At 72.0% G+C, this 17625-nt stretch carries 22 protein-coding genes; 1 reads left to right on the top strand and 21 read right to left on the bottom strand.

Annotated elements, in window-relative coordinates:
• Positions 1-9: 9 nt before the first annotated feature.
• From trpM to hisI, 7 genes are all read right to left on the bottom strand, one after another.
• On the bottom strand, positions 10-255 hold the full coding sequence (trpM, locus tag ACFY16_RS05035; protein WP_390645662.1) for a tryptophan biosynthesis modulator TrpM: 246 nt from the start codon (positions 253-255) through the stop codon (positions 10-12).
• Between the two features lie 44 nt (positions 256-299).
• The gene (gene trpC, locus ACFY16_RS05040; RefSeq protein WP_390645663.1) at positions 300-1109 is read right to left on the bottom strand and encodes an indole-3-glycerol phosphate synthase TrpC; all 810 of its coding nucleotides are present in this window, start codon (positions 1107-1109) and stop codon (positions 300-302) included.
• A gap of 114 nt (positions 1110-1223) precedes the next feature.
• Positions 1224-1670, bottom strand: a complete 447-nt coding sequence (locus ACFY16_RS05045; RefSeq protein ID WP_390645664.1) for a DUF2752 domain-containing protein — start codon at positions 1668-1670, stop codon at positions 1224-1226.
• A gap of 95 nt (positions 1671-1765) precedes the next feature.
• Positions 1766-2023: an HGxxPAAW family protein gene (locus tag ACFY16_RS05050; RefSeq protein WP_390645665.1), complete on the bottom strand. Its 258-nt coding sequence runs from the start codon at positions 2021-2023 to the stop codon at positions 1766-1768.
• 202 nt (positions 2024-2225) lie between these two features.
• Positions 2226-2876 (bottom strand): TIGR02234 family membrane protein, encoded by a 651-nt coding sequence (locus ACFY16_RS05055; RefSeq protein WP_390645666.1) that lies wholly within the window; start codon positions 2874-2876, stop codon positions 2226-2228.
• A 52-nt stretch (positions 2877-2928) separates the two neighbouring features.
• Positions 2929-4407, bottom strand: coding sequence for an anthranilate synthase component I (locus ACFY16_RS05060; protein WP_390645667.1), 1479 nt, complete (start codon positions 4405-4407; stop codon positions 2929-2931).
• A gap of 11 nt (positions 4408-4418) precedes the next feature.
• On the bottom strand, positions 4419-4811 hold the full coding sequence (gene hisI / locus ACFY16_RS05065; RefSeq protein WP_390645668.1) for a phosphoribosyl-AMP cyclohydrolase: 393 nt from the start codon (positions 4809-4811) through the stop codon (positions 4419-4421).
• A 170-nt stretch (positions 4812-4981) separates the two neighbouring features.
• Here hisI and ACFY16_RS05070 point away from each other — a divergent pair, with 170 nt between their 5' ends.
• Positions 4982-5617 carry a TIGR03085 family metal-binding protein gene (locus ACFY16_RS05070; protein WP_390645669.1) on the top strand — a complete coding sequence of 212 codons (636 nt, stop codon included), beginning with the start codon at positions 4982-4984 and terminating at the stop codon, positions 5615-5617.
• Positions 5618-5619: 2 nt separating this feature from the next.
• Here ACFY16_RS05070 and ACFY16_RS05075 read toward each other — a convergent pair whose 3' ends face one another.
• The 14 genes from ACFY16_RS05075 to ACFY16_RS05140 all read right to left on the bottom strand — a co-directional run bounded on the left by ACFY16_RS05075 (position 5620) and on the right by ACFY16_RS05140 (position 17610).
• Positions 5620-6945, bottom strand: a complete 1326-nt coding sequence (locus ACFY16_RS05075) for an MFS transporter (protein WP_390646097.1) — start codon at positions 6943-6945, stop codon at positions 5620-5622.
• Positions 6946-6968: 23 nt separating this feature from the next.
• Positions 6969-7556: an ArsR/SmtB family transcription factor gene (locus ACFY16_RS05080; protein WP_390645670.1), complete on the bottom strand. Its 588-nt coding sequence runs from the start codon at positions 7554-7556 to the stop codon at positions 6969-6971.
• Between the two features lie 120 nt (positions 7557-7676).
• Positions 7677-8432 (bottom strand): imidazole glycerol phosphate synthase subunit HisF, encoded by a 756-nt coding sequence (gene hisF, locus ACFY16_RS05085; protein ID WP_390645671.1) that lies wholly within the window; start codon positions 8430-8432, stop codon positions 7677-7679.
• A gap of 24 nt (positions 8433-8456) precedes the next feature.
• Positions 8457-8846: a RidA family protein gene (locus tag ACFY16_RS05090; protein ID WP_390645672.1), complete on the bottom strand. Its 390-nt coding sequence runs from the start codon at positions 8844-8846 to the stop codon at positions 8457-8459.
• The gene (gene priA, locus ACFY16_RS05095) at positions 8843-9568 is read right to left on the bottom strand and encodes a bifunctional 1-(5-phosphoribosyl)-5-((5-phosphoribosylamino)methylideneamino)imidazole-4-carboxamide isomerase/phosphoribosylanthranilate isomerase PriA (RefSeq protein ID WP_390645673.1); all 726 of its coding nucleotides are present in this window, start codon (positions 9566-9568) and stop codon (positions 8843-8845) included. Before priA ends, ACFY16_RS05090 begins: the two co-directional genes overlap by 4 nt.
• Positions 9568-10218: an imidazole glycerol phosphate synthase subunit HisH gene (gene hisH / locus ACFY16_RS05100; protein WP_390645674.1), complete on the bottom strand. Its 651-nt coding sequence runs from the start codon at positions 10216-10218 to the stop codon at positions 9568-9570. The genes priA and hisH overlap by 1 nt, the downstream gene beginning before the upstream one ends.
• Entirely contained in the window at positions 10209-10373 is a 165-nt protein-coding gene (locus ACFY16_RS05105) for a hypothetical protein (protein ID WP_390645675.1), read from the bottom strand. The genes hisH and ACFY16_RS05105 overlap by 10 nt, the downstream gene beginning before the upstream one ends.
• Positions 10374-10377: 4 nt before the next feature.
• The gene (gene hisB, locus ACFY16_RS05110; RefSeq protein WP_390645676.1) at positions 10378-10971 is read right to left on the bottom strand and encodes an imidazoleglycerol-phosphate dehydratase HisB; all 594 of its coding nucleotides are present in this window, start codon (positions 10969-10971) and stop codon (positions 10378-10380) included.
• Positions 10968-12074, bottom strand: a complete 1107-nt coding sequence (locus ACFY16_RS05115; RefSeq protein WP_390645677.1) for a histidinol-phosphate transaminase — start codon at positions 12072-12074, stop codon at positions 10968-10970. The genes hisB and ACFY16_RS05115 overlap by 4 nt, the downstream gene beginning before the upstream one ends.
• Positions 12071-13396: a histidinol dehydrogenase gene (hisD, locus tag ACFY16_RS05120; protein WP_390645678.1), complete on the bottom strand. Its 1326-nt coding sequence runs from the start codon at positions 13394-13396 to the stop codon at positions 12071-12073. Before hisD ends, ACFY16_RS05115 begins: the two co-directional genes overlap by 4 nt.
• A 158-nt stretch (positions 13397-13554) precedes the next feature.
• Positions 13555-14058, bottom strand: a complete 504-nt coding sequence (gene ybaK, locus ACFY16_RS05125) for a Cys-tRNA(Pro) deacylase (protein WP_390645679.1) — start codon at positions 14056-14058, stop codon at positions 13555-13557.
• 26 nt (positions 14059-14084) lie between these two features.
• Positions 14085-14825: an LON peptidase substrate-binding domain-containing protein gene (locus ACFY16_RS05130; RefSeq protein ID WP_390645680.1), complete on the bottom strand. Its 741-nt coding sequence runs from the start codon at positions 14823-14825 to the stop codon at positions 14085-14087.
• An 11-nt stretch (positions 14826-14836) separates the two neighbouring features.
• Positions 14837-15859 carry a hypothetical protein gene (locus tag ACFY16_RS05135; RefSeq protein ID WP_390645681.1) on the bottom strand — a complete coding sequence of 341 codons (1023 nt, stop codon included), beginning with the start codon at positions 15857-15859 and terminating at the stop codon, positions 14837-14839.
• Between the two features lie 173 nt (positions 15860-16032).
• Positions 16033-17610 carry an oxidoreductase gene (locus ACFY16_RS05140; protein ID WP_390645682.1) on the bottom strand — a complete coding sequence of 526 codons (1578 nt, stop codon included), beginning with the start codon at positions 17608-17610 and terminating at the stop codon, positions 16033-16035.
• Between the last annotated feature and the right edge of the window lie 15 nt (positions 17611-17625).

The raw sequence follows: 17625 nt of genomic DNA on the forward strand, positions 1-17625 counted from the left end.
CGAGGCTCGTCAGCCGGCCAGGGGCCGGCTGTGGCTTGTCGCGTGCACACGGCGAAGCCGTGTGGTCGGGCAGAGCCCCGCGCCCCCGGAGGGACGCCATCGCATGCCGTTCACCTGACCCGGCTCGTCACCGATGACATACCTGACCCGTCGCCCGTGCACGCGCCGCGCGGGTGCCCGGCAGCCACGTGGCCGGCAGCCGCGGGCGAGGCGGGCATACGGATCCCGGTTCGCCATGGTGATCGTGAGAGTCATCGGGGCCACTCTATCGACGTACGGCCGTTGGTGTGACGATCACGTCACTCCCGCCCGTGCCGCAGCGCCGGGTGCTCGCCCGCCGCCACCAGGTCGGAGACCGCGGCCTTCGGGTCGCGGCCGGTGACGAGGGACTCGCCGACCAGGACCGCGTCGGCGCCCGCGTTGGCGTACGCGATGAGGTCGTGCGGCCCGCGGACGCCGGACTCGGCGATCTTGACGATATGGGCCGGGATCTCGGGGGCGACCCGCTCGAACGTCGAGCGGTCGACCTCCAGGGTCTTCAGGTTGCGCGCGTTGACGCCGATGACCTTCGCGCCCGCGTCCACCGCGCGCTCGACCTCGTCCTCGTCGTGCACCTCGACGAGGGGCGTGAGCCCGATGGACTCGGCGCGCTCGATGAGGGACTCCAGGGCCGGCTGTTCGAGGGCCGCGACGATCAGCAGAGCGAGGTCGGCGCCGTACGCCCGCGCCTCCCACAGCTGGTACGCCGTGACGATGAAGTCCTTGCGCAGCACGGGGATGTCCACGCGCGCGCGGACCGCTTCCAGGTCCGCCAGCGAGCCGCCGAAGCGGCGCTGTTCGGTCAGCACGGAGATGACGGCCGCGCCGCCCGCCTCGTAGTCCGCGGCGAGGGCCGCCGGGTCGGCGATCGCGGCCAGCGCGCCCTTGGACGGGCTGGAGCGCTTGACCTCGCAGATCACCTTCACGCCTTCGCCGCGCAGTGCGGCCACACCGTCCTTCGCGGGCCGAGCCTTGGCCGCGCGCTCCTTGAGCTCGTCGAGGCTGACGCGCGCCTGCCGCTCCGCGAGGTCGGCACGGACTCCGTCGATGATCTCGTCGAGCACACTCACGCGAGCGGCCCCCTTCCGGACGGTTGACACGGTCACTGTGATGGTATCCGGAGGAAGGCGTAGGGCTCACATCCGGTTGACGCCGGTCCCACTACCTGGACATTCACCAACGCGTCACGGATGCAGCCCGCCGCCGAACGGCAGGTTCCGGACCACGGTGAAAACCAGCAGCGCCACACCCAGCGTCCACAGGTGCGCCGTCCCGAGGTCGATCCGCAGCGGTCGTCCGCGCACCGCGCGGACCACCCAGACGGTCCACACCACGGCGAACCCCAGATAGCCGAGCACGGCCGCCGCGTTGTCCTGCAGTGCCGCCAGGAAGTCGCCGTGGACGAAGGCGTGGGCGCTGCGCAGGCCGCCGCAGCCGGGGCAGTAGACGCCGGTGTAGCGCAGGAGCGGGCAGACGGGGTAGTGGCCGGGCTCGTTGGGATCCACCGCACCGACGTAGGCGAAGGCACCCACGACGGCCGCGAGCACTCCGGCGGGCACGGCCAGCCGGCCCGCGACGATCCCCGTACGAGCGCTCCGCATCCCCTGGCTGTCGGCGTTCACGCCTCGCATTCTGCCCGGTGCAGGCCGTGAACGCGCGTGAGGGGGCGGACCCGCGCCCATCGGCGCCGGGTCCGCCCCCTACGTCGTACGCAGTGGTGCGGCGCTCAGCCCTCGACGCCCGCGGGCTCGCGGGTCGCGGCCCTGGCGGGCTGCACCGTGATGGGGGCCGCCTTCGGCTGGCCCAGGCCCATGGCTCGCATGACGGCGCCGACGACACCGCCGAGGGCGATGATCACCATGCCGGCCCAGAAGCCCACCGGCTGTGCCATCACCATGAAGGCGCCCGCGACGCAGAAACCGATGAAGGCGATGATGACACCGGTCCAGGCGGCCGGGGTGTGACCGTGGCTGCTGCCCGCCATGACTTGCTCCTCGTTGCTGTGTACGTGTCGTACGTGTCTGAGCCGGACGCTCAACGTCCATTGTCCCGTACGCGCGCTCTTACCGTGAGCGGGGGTGGCTCCCATCCGCGTCTGATTCACCACATCGGGACCGAGGCCCCGGGCCGGAAGTCCCTGTCTGTCGCCGATCCGGCGGCCTGCTCACGCGGGATCGGCGGCCTGCCTAAGCAGGGTCGGCGCCCGTCGGGTCCTCGCCACGGTCCAGGGCCTTCCAGATGTCCTCGGGCCGATTGGGGTCGACGGCCGGGGCGGCGCGACGCGGCCGGGGTGTCGCGCCCCGCTCGTAGCGGCCGGACATCGCGGGCCACAGCCCGCCGTAGCGCAGGGCCAGCAGGCCGGCGAGGAGGATCAGGGCGCCGCCCGCGGCCGCGACGTACGGCCAGGCGGTGTGGCTGAGGGCGGCCACGGCGGCCGAGGTGTCGCCGGAGGCCTGTGCGGCCTTCTCGTCGAGTGCGGAGCCGTCGGAGGCGCCGAGCAGGGCCGCGGCGACGATGCCGGCGCCGGAGAGCGCGAGCAGCGCGGAGACCAGCAGGCGGCCGGCCTTGCGGACGGCGAAGACGGCGACGAGCGCGGCGAGGCCCACTATCGCCAGGGCCGCGGGGACGCCGGTGACGTCGCTGCCCTTGACGGTCAGGGGGAAGTCGCCGCCGGCGACCGTCGCGGTGCCTTCCGACCAGCGCTGCCGGGTGGCCAGCAGGGCCACGGCGGCGCCGAGGGCCCCGCTCAGCAGGGCGACGGCGAGGCTCCGGCGGCCGGACCGGGCGGAAGCGGCGGCTTCGGAACGGGGATGAGGAACAGCAGTCACGTACTCCACTATCGCCTGAACCCCGGGCGAACCATCACCCGGGGTTCATATGAGACGCGTCCTACTTGCCCAGCCGGTTCGCCGTGTGCACCGCGCGCAGCACCGCCGCCGCCTTGTTGCGGCACTCGGTGTCCTCGGCGACCGGGTCGGAGTCGGCGACGATGCCGGCGCCGGCCTGGACGTAGGCGGTGCCGTCACGCAGCAGGGCCGTGCGGATGGCGATGGCGGTGTCGGAGTCGCCCGCGAAGTCGAGGTAGCCGACGCAGCCGCCGTACAGCCCCCGCCTGGACGGCTCGAGTTCGTCGATGATCTGCATCGCGCGCGGTTTGGGCGCGCCCGACAGGGTGCCCGCCGGGAAGCAGGCGGTCAGGACGTCGAAGGCGGTGCGGCCCGCCGCCACCCGTCCGGTGACCGTGGAGACGATGTGCATCACGTGCGAATACCGCTCGACGGACATGAAGTCGACGACCTCGACCGAGCCCGGCTCGCAGACGCGCCCCAGGTCGTTGCGTCCGAGGTCGACGAGCATCAGGTGCTCGGCGCGCTCCTTGGGGTCGGCGAGCAGTTCGTCGGCGAGGGCCTGGTCCTCCTGCGGGGTCGCCCCGCGGTGCCGGGTACCGGCGATGGGGTGGACCAGGGCCCGCCCGTCCTCGACCTTGACGAGGGCCTCGGGGGACGAGCCGACGACATCGAAGCCGTCGAAGCGGAACAGGTACATGTACGGGGAGGGGTTGGTGGCCCGCAGCACCCGGTAGACGTCCAACGCGCTTGCCGTGCACGGCGTTTCGAAGCGCTGCGACGGTACGACCTGGAAGGCCTCGCCGGCGCGGATGCGCTCCTTGATGTCCTCGACGGCCCGCTGGAAGTCCTCGCCGCCCCACAGGGCGCTGTACTCGGGGAGTTCGGACGGCGGAAGCACGGCGGGCGGCTGGACGACCGCGCGGGAGAGGTCCGCCTCCATGGCGTCCAGGCGGGCCACGGCGTCGGCGTAGGCGTCGTCGACGCCGGTGTCGAGGTCGTTGTGGTTGATCGCGTTGGCGATCAACAGGACGGAGCCCTCCCAGTGGTCCATGACGGCGAGGTCGCTGGTGAGGAGCATGGTCAGCTCGGGGAGCCGCAGGTCGTCCCGTTCGCCGGGGCCGATCTTCTCCAGACGGCGGACGATGTCGTAGCCGAGGTAGCCGACCATGCCGCCGGTGAAGGGCGGCAGGCCCTCCTGGTGGGGGGTGTGGAGGGCCTCGATGGTGGCGCGCAGCGCGGCGAGCGGGTCGCCGTCGACGGGGACGCCCACGGGCGGAGTGCCGAGCCAGTGGGCCCGGCCGTCGCGCTCGGTGAGGGTGGCGGCGCTGCGGACGCCGACGAAGGAGTAGCGGGACCAGGACCGTCCGTTCTCCGCGGACTCCAGCAGGAAGGTGCCGGGACGCTCCGCGGCGAGCTTGCGGTAGAGCGCGACCGGGGTGTCGCCGTCGGCGAGGAGCTTGCGGGTGACCGGAATGACGCGGCGGTCGGTGGCCAGCTTGCGGAACGTCTCGAGGTCCATGGCGGCTGACCTTACTGATCCGAGCCCGGTACGCCGGAATCGGCGTCCTTGAGCAGCACGTCCTCGTCGAAGCAGGTGCGTGCCCCGGTGTGGCAGGCGGCGCCGACCTGGTCGACCTTGACCAGAAGCGTGTCGGCGTCGCAGTCGAGGGCGACGGACCTGACCCACTGGAAGTGGCCGGAGGTGTCGCCCTTGACCCAGTACTCCTGGCGGCTGCGGGACCAGTACGTGCAGCGGCCGGTGGTCAGGGTGCGGTGCAGGGCCTCGTCGTCCATCCAGCCGAGCATCAGCACCTCTCCGGTGTCGTACTGCTGGGCGATGGCGGGCAGGAGTCCGTCGGCGCTGCGCTTGAGGCGGGCGGCGATCCCGGGATCGAGGTTGCTGGACGCGGGCGTGCTGGTCATGGGTGCCATTGTGCCGCGCGGCACTGACAGACAGGGCGTGGCGTCCACTGAATGGATAGCGGCGGCGCGATGGGGGTCCCCCCGGCGTTCGGCACCGGGGGAGCCCCGGTGCGGGGCGGTGGCCGGGTGACGGGTGGGCGGACCTCTTCCCCCGGTCGTACGCTGACGGTATGTCGACCTTTGCCAAGCGTGAACGGCTCCTGCTCGCCGACCTCTTGGAAACCGTCGGTCCGGAGGCTCCCACCCTCTGCGAGGGCTGGGTGACCCGCGACCTGGCCGCGCATGTGGTGGTGCGGGAGCGCCGGCCCGACGCCGCCGGAGGCATCCTCATCAAGCAGCTCGCGTCCCGCCTGGACAGGACGATGGAGGAGTTCGCCGCCAAGCCGTACGAGGAGCTGATCCAGCTGATCCGTACCGGCCCGCCGCGCTTCTCGCCGTTTTCGCTGAAGCAGATCGACGAGGCGTCCAACACGATCGAGTTCTACGTCCACACGGAGGACGTCCGGCGCGCCCAGCCCGACTGGGCACTGCGCGAGCTCGACCCGGTCTTCCAGGACGCCCTCTGGTCCCGCATGGAGCGCACCGCCCGCCTCATGGGCCGCACCGCCCCCACGGGTCTGGTCCTGCGCCGCCCGGACGGCCAGACAGCGGTCGCCCACCGCGGTACACCGGTGGTGACGGCGACCGGCGAGCCGTCGGAGCTGCTGCTGTTCCTCTACGGCCGGCAGAGCGCGGCAAAGGTGGCCCTGGAGGGCGAGGAGGACGCGATCGCCACGCTGTACGGGTCGAAGCAGCTGGGTATCTGAGTTCAGTGCGGCAGTTCCGCCTGGCGGAGGGCGCGGACGCCCAGGGCGACGACGCCGCCGAGGCCGCACACCGCCGCGCTGACGACGAACACCGGGCCGGTGCCCCACGCCTGGATCGCGGCGGCGGCGAAGGGCATGCTCAGGGGGGCGAAGCCGAGGCTGACCAGGCCGGCTACGGCGGTGACGCGGCCGAGGTAGGCGGGATCGGCCTGGGTCTGCAGCAGGGCGCCGCACATCGCGCCGCTGAGCCCGGCGAGCAGGCCGATGAGCAGGGCCACGCCGACGGCCGCGACGACGCCGGGGACGTAGGCGAGGGCGCCGATCGCGACGGAGCCCGCGAGGATGGCGTAGGCCGCGACCAGGCCGGCGTGCGGCAGTCGGCCCCGTACGGTCAGCAGCAGTGAGACGGTCCCCGCGCCGACGCCGAACCCGGCGAGCACCCAGCCCATGCCGGAGGCCCCCCAGCCGCGCTCGTCGGCCAACAGGGTCAGGCCCACGTTGAGCGGGCCGACGAAGCCGAAGTCGCCGAGGGCGATGGCGAGCATCAGCGGGGCGAGGACGCGGTGGTGGCGGATGTAGCGCAGGCCGGCGGACAGGTCGCTCCAGGCGGTGGTGCGGCTGACGCCGGCCTCTTCGCCCGCGGAGAGGTCCCGGACGTCGGCTCCGGCGGTATCGTCCGCGGGCAGGTTCCGGACGTCGGCTCCGGCCTCATCGCCCGCGGGCAGGTCCCGGACCCGTACGGTGAGCAGCAGCGGCACCGACACCGCGATCAGCAGCCCGGCGAGCCCGAACGCGGCCGCCGCGCCGCCCACCGCCACGCACAGGCCGCCGAGCGGGGCACCGACCACGTTGGCGAAGCGGATCGCCAGGCCGCGCATCCCCTGGACGCGGGCCAGCTGGCCCTTGCCGGTGATCCGCGCCGGGAGCGCGCCGACGGCAGGCATGAACACGGCGTCGACGGCGCCGAAGACCAGGGCCAGCAGGGCCAGCGGCCACAGGCCGGGGCTGGTGAGGAACACCAGCGCGGCCACCCCCAGCACCGCCACGCAGCGCACGGCGTCGCTGCCGATCACGACCCGGCGCGGTCCGAGCCGGTCGGCGATCACTCCCCCGCCCAGCATGAGCAGGGCCCGGGGCAGCGCGCTGACCGACATCACCAGCCCCGCCTGCGAGGGCGAACCGGCTTGTACGGCGGCCCAGGACAGGGCGATGTAGTAGACGCTGTCGCCCACCATCGAGGAGGCGTAGGCACCGAGCCAGCGCAGCACGTTCGGGTCGCGATGGGCGGGGCGGTCGGCGGTGACGGCGGTCGCCGGGGGTATGAGCATGGCGGTCACGGGACCTGGTCCTCTCAGAAGCGGAACGGGAATCCGTACACGTGCAGGGCGACGTTCTCGCGCCCCTGGGTGTCGCCGGCGGCTTCGGCCGCCCGGCTCTTCTCGTCGTACTTTCTGACGAGGGCGATCAGCTCCTGGCGGAGCTCGTCCAGTTCCGCCGACGTCAGCCGGAACAGTGACTCGCTGTCGGGGGCGGCGGCATTCCACTCCTGGCCCCACGTCGAGCGTTCGTCGAGGTAGCGGCGGTACATCTCCGCGCGCTGCTCGTGGAAGAGCCGGGTGGCCGCCAGGTGCGCGGCGGCCCGTTCGGGCGCGTCGCGAAAGTCCTGGTCGCGGATGCTCACGCCCTCCGAGGAGGGCTGCCACCACCGCTCCCGGCCGTCCGCGCTCTGCGGTTCGGCCTCCTCGATCAGGCCGTGCTCGGCGAGCTTGCGCAGGTGGTAGCTGACCAGTGAGACGGCCTCGTCGACCTGCTCGGCGAGCTGTGACGCGGTCGCCTTCTCCGCCACGCACAACCCTCGGTAGAGCTTCATCCGCAGCGGGTGCGCCAGTGCTTTGAGCGTGCCCACGTCCGTGATGGGACGGCTCCCCTCGGCTGTCATGCACTCCACCGTAGATACGAAAGGAAAGTTGCGCAATAAATTTTGCGCAACTTCCCTTTCGTATCCGGCCGGAGAGAAGCCCCGGCCACCCAGTGACCGGGGCTCAGACCGAGCGCGGCGTCACCGCACCGGGTGACCCGCCTCCCGCAACGACTGCTTCACCTCTCCGATCCGCAGATCCCCGAAGTGGAAGACGGAGGCCGCGAGCACGGCGTCCGCCCCCGCCGCGACGGCCGGCGGGAAGTCGCCGAGCTTGCCGGCGCCGCCGGAGGCGATCACCGGAACCGTCACGTGCTTGCGGACGGCCGCGATCATCTCCAGGTCGTAGCCGTCCTTCGTGCCGTCCGCGTCCATCGAGTTCAGCAGGATCTCGCCGGCGCCCAGCTCCGCGGCCCGGTGCGCCCACTCGACGGCGTCGATGCCGGTGCCGTTGCGGCCACCGTGCGTCGTCACCTCGAAGCTCCCGGACGGCGTCCGGCGTGCGTCGACCGACAGCACCAGGACCTGCCGGCCGAAGCGCTCCGCGATCTCACGTATCAGCTCGGGCCGGGCGATGGCCGCCGTGTTCACGCCCACCTTGTCGGCACCGGCCCGCAGCAGCTTGTCCACGTCCTCGGCCGTACGGACACCGCCGCCGACCGTCAGCGGGATGAACACCTGCTCGGCCGTACGGCGCACCACGTCGTACGTGGTCTCGCGGTTGCCCGACGACGCGGTGATGTCCAGGAACGTCAGCTCGTCGGCGCCCTCGGCGTCGTACACCTTGGCCATCTCGACGGGGTCGCCCGCGTCGCGCAGGTTCTGGAAGTTGACACCCTTGACGACCCGGCCGTTGTCCACGTCCAGGCAGGGGATGACTCGAACCGCCAGGGTCATGAATCCACGGCTCCTCTGATTTTCCTAGCCTCGGAAGGCTTCCAGTTCCACTTCGACCAGGATGCGGGGGTCGACGAACCCCTCCACGACCAGCAGCGTCGAGACCGGGCGCACCAGGTCGAAGAGCTCCTTGTGGGCCCGGCCCGCGGCGTCCACGTCCCGCGCATGGGTCAGGTACATCCGGGTACGCACCACGGACTCGATACCGAGTCCGAACTCACCGATCGCCTCGACCGCGCTGGTGAAGGCCACCTTGGCCTGCTCGTACGGGTCGCCCTCCCCGTACAGCACGCTGCCCTTGAAGGACGTCGTGCCCGCCACCAGGACGCGGTCGCCCGCCGCGACGGCGCGTGCGAAACCGAAGGACTCCTCCCAGGGACTTCCGCTCTGCACGCGCCGCACGGCATCGCTCACGACACAGCCTCCAAGGCCTCTTCCAGGGTGAACGCCTTCGCGTACAGGGCCTTCCCGACGATGGAGCCCTCGACACCGAGGGGTACCAGCTCGGCGATGGCCCGCAGGTCGTCCAGCGACGACACGCCGCCGGAGGCCACGACCGGGCGGTCCGTCGCCGCACACACGTTGCGCAGCAGTTCCAGGTTCGGGCCCTGGAGCGTGCCGTCCTTGGCGATGTCGGTGACGACGTACCGCGCGCAGCCCTCCTTGTCGAGGCGCTCCAGCGTCTCGTAGAGGTCGCCGCCGTCGCGGGTCCAGCCGCGGCCGCGCAGGGTCGTACCGCGTACGTCGAGGCCCACCGCGATCTTGTCGCCGTGCTCGGCGATGACCTTGGCGACCCACTCCGGGGTCTCCAGGGCCGCGGTGCCGAGGTTCACCCGGGTGCAGCCGGTGGCGAGCGCGGCGGCCAGGGTGTCGTCGTCGCGGATGCCGCCGGACAGCTCCACCTTGATGTCCATCGCCTTCGCGACCTCGCCGATCAGCGCCCGGTTGTCACCCGTCCCGAAGGCGGCGTCCAGGTCGACGAGGTGCAGCCACTCGGCGCCCGCGCGCTGCCAGGCGAGGGCGGCCTCCAGCGGGGAGCCGTAGGAGGTCTCCGTACCGGACTCGCCGTGCACCAGGCGGACGGCCTGGCCGTCGCGGACGTCGACGGCGGGGAGGAGTTCGAGCTTCGAAGCCATCAGAGGGTTCCGATCCAGTTGTTCAGCAGCTGCGCTCCGGCGTCGCCGGACTTCTCGGGGTGGAACTGTGTGGCCCACAGGGCACCGTTCTCCACGGCGGCCACGAAGGGCTTGCCGTGCGTCGACCAGGTCACCTTGGGGGCGCGCATGGCCGGGTTGTGCACTTCGAGAGACCAGTCGTGGACGGCGTAGGAGTGCACGAAGTAGAAGCGCGCGTCCGCGTCCAGCCCGGCGAACAGCTCGGAGCCGGCCGGCGCCTCCACGGTGTTCCAGCCCATGTGGGGCACGATCTCGGCCTGGAGCGGCTCGACCGAGCCGGGCCACTCGTCGAGGCCCTCGGTCTCCACGCCGTGCTCGATGCCCCGCGCGAACAGGATCTGCATGCCGACACAGATGCCCATCACCGGGCGGCCGCCGGAGAGGCGGCGGTCGATGATCCAGTCGCCGCGCGCTTCACGAAGGCCCTGCATGCAGGCGGCGAAGGCGCCGACGCCCGGCACCAGCAGGCCGTCCGCGTTCATGGCCTTGTCGAAGTCACGGGTGATCTCGACGTCCGCGCCGGTGCGGGCGAGGGCCCGCTCGGCGGAGCGGACGTTACCGAAGCCGTAGTCGAAGACGACCACCTGTTTCGAAGCGTTGCTCAATTCCACACCTCCAGCCGCATGACACCCGCGACGAGACACATCGCGGCACCGATGGAGAGCAGCACGACGAGGCTCTTCGGCATCTGCTGCTTGACGAACGAGTAGATGCCGCCGAGGAGGAAGAGCCCGACGACGATCAGGATGCTGGACAGACCGGTCATGGGTTTACAGCGCACCCTTCGTGGAGGGAAGGATGCCGGCCGCGCGCGGGTCGCGCTCGCTCGCGTAGCGCAGCGCCCGCGCCAGCGCCTTGAACTGGCACTCCACGATGTGGTGGGCGTTGCGCCCGTACGGCACGTGCACGTGCAGCGCGATCTGGGCCTGGGCCACGAAGGACTCCAGGATGTGCCGGGTCATCGTGGTGTCGTACTCGCCGATCATCGGCGCCATCTTCTCGGGCTCGGTGTGCACGAGGTACGGGCGGCCGGAGAGGTCGACGGTGACCTGGGCGAGGGACTCGTCCAGCGGGACCGTGCAGTTGCCGAACCGGTAGATCCCCACCTTGTCGCCGAGCGCCTGCTTGAAGGCGGCGCCGAGCGCGAGGGCGGTGTCCTCGATGGTGTGGTGCGAGTCGATGTGCAGGTCGCCCTCGGTCTTCACGGTCAGGTCGAACAGACCGTGCCGGCCGAGCTGGTCCAGCATGTGGTCGTAGAAGCCGACGCCGGTGGAGATGTCCGTCTTCCCGGTTCCGTCGAGGTCGATCTCGACCAGGACGGCGGTCTCCTTGGTCGTACGTTCCACGCGTCCTACGCGGTTCATGCGTTCAGCTCCTTCTTCAACTCACGTACCGCGTCGAGGAACGCGTCGTTCTCTTCCGGGGTTCCGGCGGTGACCCGCAGCCACCCCGGTACGCCGTTGTCCCGGACCAGGACACCCCGGTCGAGGATCTTCTGCCAGGCAGTGTGGGAGTCCTCGAACCGCCCGAACTGCACGAAGTTCGCGTCGGACTCGGTGACCTCGTAGCCGATGGACCCCAGCTCGGCGACCAGCCGGTCCCGCTCCGCCTTCAGCTGCTCCACGTACTTCAGCAGTGTGTCGGTGTGCTCCAGGGCCGCCAGGGCGGTCGCCTGCGCGACGGCGGACAGGTGGTACGGCAGCCGTACGAGCTGGACCGCGTCCACGACCGCCGGGTGCGCGGCGAGATAGCCGAGGCGCAGCCCCGCCGCGCCGAAGGCCTTCGACATCGTGCGCGAGACGACGAGATTCGGCCGTCCCTCGATCAGCGGCAGCAGCGAGTCGCCGTGGCTGAACTCGATGTACGCCTCGTCCACGACCACCATCGACGGCTTGGCCGCCTGCGCGGCCTCGTACAGCGCGAGGACCGTCTCACGCGGGACCGCGTTGCCCGTGGGGTTGTTGGGGGTCGTGATGAAGACGACGTCCGGCCGGTTCTCCGCGATGGCCTGCTCGGCGGCGGCGAGGTCGATCGTGAAGTCCTCGTTGCGCGGGCCCGAGATCCAGCCCGTGCCCGTGCCGCGCGCGATGAGCGCGTGCATCGAGTACGACGGCTCGAAGCCGATCGCCGTACGGCCCGGCCCGCCGAAGGTCTGCAGCAGCTGCTGGATGACCTCGTTGGAGCCGTTGGCGGCCCAGACGTTGGCGAGGCCCACCTCGTAACCGGAGGCGTCCGTGAGGTACTTGGCGAGCTGCGTGCGCAGCTCGACGGCGTCCCGGTCCGGGTAGCGGTTGAGGTCCCGGGCCGCCTCGCGCACCCGCTCGGCGATCCGCTCGACCAGCGGCTCGGGCAGCGGGTACGGGTTCTCGTTGGTGTTCAGCCGTACGGGGACGTCGAGCTGGGGCGCGCCGTAGGGGGACTTGCCGCGCAGCTCGTCGCGTACGGGGAGATCGTCGATGCCGGTCACTTGCTCTCAGGAACCTTCCATCCGAACCGCGCCTTGACCGCCGCGCCGTGCGCCGGCAGGTCCTCCGCCTCCGCCAGCGTCACCACGTGATGCGCGACCTCGGCCAGCGCGTCCTTCGTGTAGTCGACGATGTGGATGCCGCGCAGGAAGGACTGGACGGACAGGCCCGAGGAGTGGCAGGCGCAGCCGCCGGTGGGCAGGACGTGGTTGGAGCCGGCCGCGTAGTCGCCCAGCGAGACCGGCGCCCAGGGGCCGATGAAGATCGCGCCCGCGTTCCTCACCCGGTCGGCCACGGCGGTCGGGTCGGCCGTCTGGATCTCCAGGTGCTCGGCGCCGTAGGCGTCGACCACCCGCAGGCCCTCGTCGACGCCGTCGACGAGCACGATCGCGGACTGCTTGCCCTCGAGGGCCGGGACGATCCGGTCGTCGACGTGCTTGGTGGCCGCGACCTGCGGCTCCAGCTCCTTCTCCACCGCGTCCGCCAGTTCGACGGAGTCGGTGACGAGGACGGCGGCCGCGAGCGGGTCGTGCTCGGCTTGGCTGATCAGGTCGGCGGCGACGTGCACCGGGTCGGCCGTGGAGTCCGCGAGGATCGCGATCTCGGTCGGGCCGGCCTCGGCGTCGATGCCGATCTTGCCGGTGTAGTAGCGCTTGGCGGCGGCGACCCAGATGTTGCCGGGGCCGGTGACCATGTCGGCGGGCGGGCAGGACTCGGTGCCGTGCGCGAACATCGCGACGGCGGTGGCGCCGCCGGCCGCGTACACCTCGTCGACGCCGAGCAGCGCGCACGCGGCGAGGATCGTCGGGTGCGGCAGCCCGCCGAAGTCGGCCTGGGCCGGGGAGGCGAGCGCGATCGACTCGACGCCGGCCTCCTGCGCCGGTACGACGTTCATGACCACGGAGGACGGGTAGACCGACCGGCCGCCGGGAGCGTAGAGCCCCACCCGATCGACCGGCACCCACTTCTCGGTCACCGAGCCGCCGGGCACGACCTGCGTGGTGTGCGTCGTACGGCGCTGCTCGCGGTGGACGAGCCGGGCGCGGCGGATGGACTCCTCCAGGGCCGCGCGCACGGCCGGGTCGAGCTGCTCCAGCGCGTCGCTGATCGCCTGCGCCGGGACCCGTACGGATTCCAGGCGTACGCCGTCGAACTTCTCGGCGAAGTCGATCAACGCCGCGTCGCCCCGATGATGCACGGCTTCGCAGATCGGACGCACCTTCTCCAGGGCGGCCTGAACGTCGAAGTCGGCTCGGGGCAGCAGGTCGCGCAGGGCGGGGCCCTCGGGGAGGGCGTCGCCGCGCAGATCGATTCGGGAGATCACGCCGTCAATTCTCTCAGACCGGGATCGGGCGTCGTTCGCGCGTATCAATGGCTGATACAGAACCCCGGCCACGGCACCCGCTTCGGCCTGTACGGCCTCGCCCTCAAACGCCGGACGGGCTGAAAGACCCAAACGCCGAACGGGCTGAAAAACCTAGGTCACGCCCGCCCGATGGGGGCCAGCACCGCGCCTGTGAGGCCCGCGAGGGCGGTGGGGGACAGTTCGACCTCCAGGCCGCGGCGGCCCGCGGAGACGCAGATCGTGGCGTGGGCGGTGGCCGAGTCATCCAGGACCGTGCGGAGCTTCTTGCGCTGGCCGAGCGGGGAGATGCCGCCGCGGACGTAGCCCGTGGTGCGTTCCGCCAGGGCCGGGTCCGCCATCGCCGCCCGCTTGCCGCCGACCGCCGACGCCAGCGCCTTCAGGTCGAGCTGGCCCGCCACCGGGACCACGGCCACCGTCAGCGCGCCGTCCACGTCCGCCACCAGCGTCTTGAAGACGCGGTCGGGGGAGACACCCATCGCCTCGGCGGCCTCCTCGCCGTAGGACGGGTGGGACGGGTCGTGGTCATAGGCGTGGACCGTGTAGTCCACGCCCGCCGCGGTCAGTGCCACCGTCGCGGGCGTGCCTGCCGACTGCTGCTGCTTCTTCGCCTTCTTCGCCATACCGGCTGGTTCCTCGGGGTCGTACGTCAGTTGAGACTCGTCGGGCCGCGCGTCAGCTCCGACGCGGGCAGCGACGGCAGACTACGGATGATGGCCGTCTCCGAGCGAAGGAGTTTCAGCTCGTCCCGGAGCCGGGACGCCGTGTCGGGGGCCTGGAGCAGGCGCTGCTTGGTCGGCGTGTCCAGCATCATCGCCGCCGCCACCAGGTACGACACCACGGAGGGCTCGTCGGGCAGGTCCGCGCCCGTCGTCAGGGACCGCTCCCGGGCGCCCGCCAGACGCTTCTGGTACTGCCGGAAGGCACGCAGTACGCCCTCGGCCAGTGCCCCCGCCTCGTCGCCGGGCTCCTCCGGCAGCTCCTCCAGCTCGGCCGTCAGGAACGGGCCCGACGCGTCCACCGACAGCAGCCGCACCCGGGTCGTGCCCGTCGCCAGCACCTCGAAGGTGCCGTCCGCCCGCTCCCGGACGGTCGCCGCGTCGGCGATGCAGCCGATGCCGTGGAACGCCTTCAGCGGGTCCGCGCCGAAGCCCGCGGCCGCCCCGCGCTCGGGCACCGCCGTCGGGTCCGGCATGCCCGGCGCGCTGAGCGCCACCTCGTGGCCGTCGCGGATGGTCACGACGGCGAACCGGCGCGGTTCGTCCTCGGGGGTCTTCAGCAACTCGCGCATCATGGCGCGATAGCGCTCCTCGAAGATGTTGAGCGGCAGGACGAGCCCGGGGAACAGCACCGAGTTCAGGGGGAAGAGCGGAAGCCGGACGGTGGTCACGGCGCAGAAGCCTAATGGGCCGGGGAGTGGGCATGGTCGCCGTGCCCACTCCGTGGATGCCGCGGAGGCTCCCCGGCCACTGCCCTGCGGACGCCGTCGCGCACCTCCAGGAACCGTCCCAGCGGATCGTCCGAGACCCGGTCCCAGGGGAAGGACGTGGCGTACGGGCCGGTCAGCCGCAGCTGTTCCTGGGCGTCGGACCAGCGTTCGAGGCGTACCAGGACGTAGGCCGCGAGGTTGCGGAGCTCCGCAGGCCAGGGGTCGCTCGCCGGGTACCGGGCGGACAGCGCGATCGCGCGGTCGGCGGCCGCGTCCAGCCGCTCGCGCGGCACCTCGGGGCCGCATCCGTCGGTCAGATAGGCGAAGGCCGCCTGCAGCGGCAGGGCCTGGACGAGCGAGCCGGGCGGCGCGTCCTGCGCGGCCGGCTCGGCGAAGTCGAAACATTCGCGGTGGGAGCCGTGCCAGGCGCCCGCGAGGTACTTCAGGGCCGCCACATGGCAGCCGTAGTGGTGCGGAGCACGGCGGACCGCCGCCTCCCACAGCTCCTCGAAGTACCGGTGCCCGGCACGCGCGCCGCGCGCGTGGTCCAGCGCCACCCGCCACGGCACCGGGTCGCGGTCGTCGCTGCGCGCGGCGGCGGTGATCGACGGGCTCACGGTCCGCAGCAGCTCGGCCCGCGCCGGGGACTCCCAGGCACGGTCCACGGCCAGCTGGGCCCCGACCAGCAGCACGTCCGGGTCGTACGGCGCGGTGGCGCGCCAGTTCTCCAGCCACTCGCCGCGGGAATGGGCGAAGGACGCCAGGCGCACCGCGTACCGGTCGCGGTCCTCCCATTCGGCGTGCTCGCGGGTGGTGGCGAGCAGCTTTGCGGCCGGCTCGTGCTCGCCCCGCGCGGCGGCGACCAGCGCCGGCCCCAGACGTTCGTCGGGCGCGTCGAGAAGCACCTCGTCGTCGTCGGCCGGAGGCTCGGCGACGGGGTGGGGGTCGGTGATTCTCATCCGCGACCCACGGATGAAGGGGGGCAGCACAGCCATGGTTCGACCATTGAAAAGGCGCAGGTCGAAGGCGCGCCAGTGGCTCCACAGAACCTACGGAAAGTTGTACGCCGCGTGGTCAAGGACGAGTAAAACGTGACGATCGCTCAACTATCGAATGGCTGTGCGCCTACCGAGGGTAAGGCCTGCCGGCGGCCCCGCCTGGTTCAGGGCTAGCTCCGCCGCAGCATCCGCGTGGCCCCCGTCGCCACCGTCGTCGCCAGGACCCAGCCGAGCAGGATCATCGCCGCGGCCAGCCACTGCCGGCCGCTGCTGAGCTGCCACTGGCCGAGCTGCCCCAGGTCGACGACCGGCAGCAGCAGGTCCAGGGCGAACAGCGCCGGGTCCCACTCCGGGTGCCCGCCGCCGTTGACCGGAGGGCGGCCCGCGTGGGCGAAGGCGAGCGTTCCCGCCGCCCACAGCACGGCCATCCACACCGCGGCCCGGCCCGGCCGGTAGCCGTAGGCGACCGTCCAGTCCTGCGCGTACCCCCAGAGCTTGGCGGCCGGCGGCAGGGTCTCCCGGCGGTGGCGCTGCTTGGCGAGGAGCACCTCGCGGGCGTCCTCGTCCTCGCCGCCGGCGCGCAGCACGGTCGCCAGCCGCTCGTACGGCTCCGGGTTGTACTCGGCGGTCGCCGCGGCCACCCACTCCAGCCGCTCGGTCAGCGGGAAGGGGCCGTGCGGCACGAGGTTCTCGTACGAGAAGCCGCCCATGTGCAGGTTGCCCGGGCCCGGCCAGCTGGCCGCCCGGTCGACGAGGTTGACGATCCGCGCGCCCGACAGCACGACCTTGCCGCGCTGCGGTTGCTCCCCGAGGAAGCGCAGCTCCGGAGTCTGCACGCGCAGCAGCGACAGTGCCTGGTCGTCGGTGAGGACGAACCGGGCCCGTTCGAGGTCGATGGCGTCCCCGAACCGCCCGTCGTCCAGCCGCACCCCGCCCCGGCACTCGAACCGCTGCACGCGCGTGCCCTGCGGCGGGGTCGCCCCGCTCAGCACCTGGGCGCCGACGCCCGCGGGGGTCAGGTACAGGGTGCGCCCGACGGTCAGCTGGGGCGCGTTCAGGGCGAGCCGTGTGTACGGGTTGAACAGCCGTGCGCCGCGCAGGCTCAGCGAGACGCCCACCGTCGCGCCGCGCAGGCTCAGCTCGCCGTGCGACTCGAGGAGCTCGGCCTGCAGATCCTGCCCGACCGACATGCCGTCGGCGGCGATCGAGCGGCCACTGCGGTCCCGGTAGACGATCGCCTGGTTGAGCAGCAGATCCGTGCCGATGTGCGCGTCGGTGAGCCGGACCCCGTTGTGGAAGCGGCAGCGCGGCAGGTGCAGGTCACCCTCGGTGTGCACCCGGGCCGCCTCCAGCCGCGGCACCGAGCAGTCCACCAGGCGGACGGTCGTGAACCGGGCCTCCGGCAGCAGCACCTCCCGCTCGAAGCGGCAGTCCTTCAGCTCGACGTACGGCACCACCGTGCCGCCCGCGAGGTCCAGCACGCCGCTGATCTGCACACCGGTCAGCTTCAGCGACGACACGCGCCCCGCCAACGCGGGCGGCCCGTCCAGGAGCAGCCAGGCGAGAATGCGGGCCCGCACGGTCCGCTCGGGCCCCCAGGGATGCCCGCCATGCGGATCGTCGACGACGGCGTCCCCGCTGCTCAGGTCGTACACGGTGCCGGTGCGGAAGGCCTCCCACATGCCCTCCTCGGCGGCGGTCAGGTCCTCCGGCGGGTCCCCGGTGCGGATGCCGGCCCCCTCGGTCACGGTTCTTCACCTCCT

This window comes from Streptomyces sp. NPDC001315, assembly GCF_042896175.1.
GTDB lineage: Bacteria > Actinomycetota > Actinomycetes > Streptomycetales > Streptomycetaceae > Streptomyces.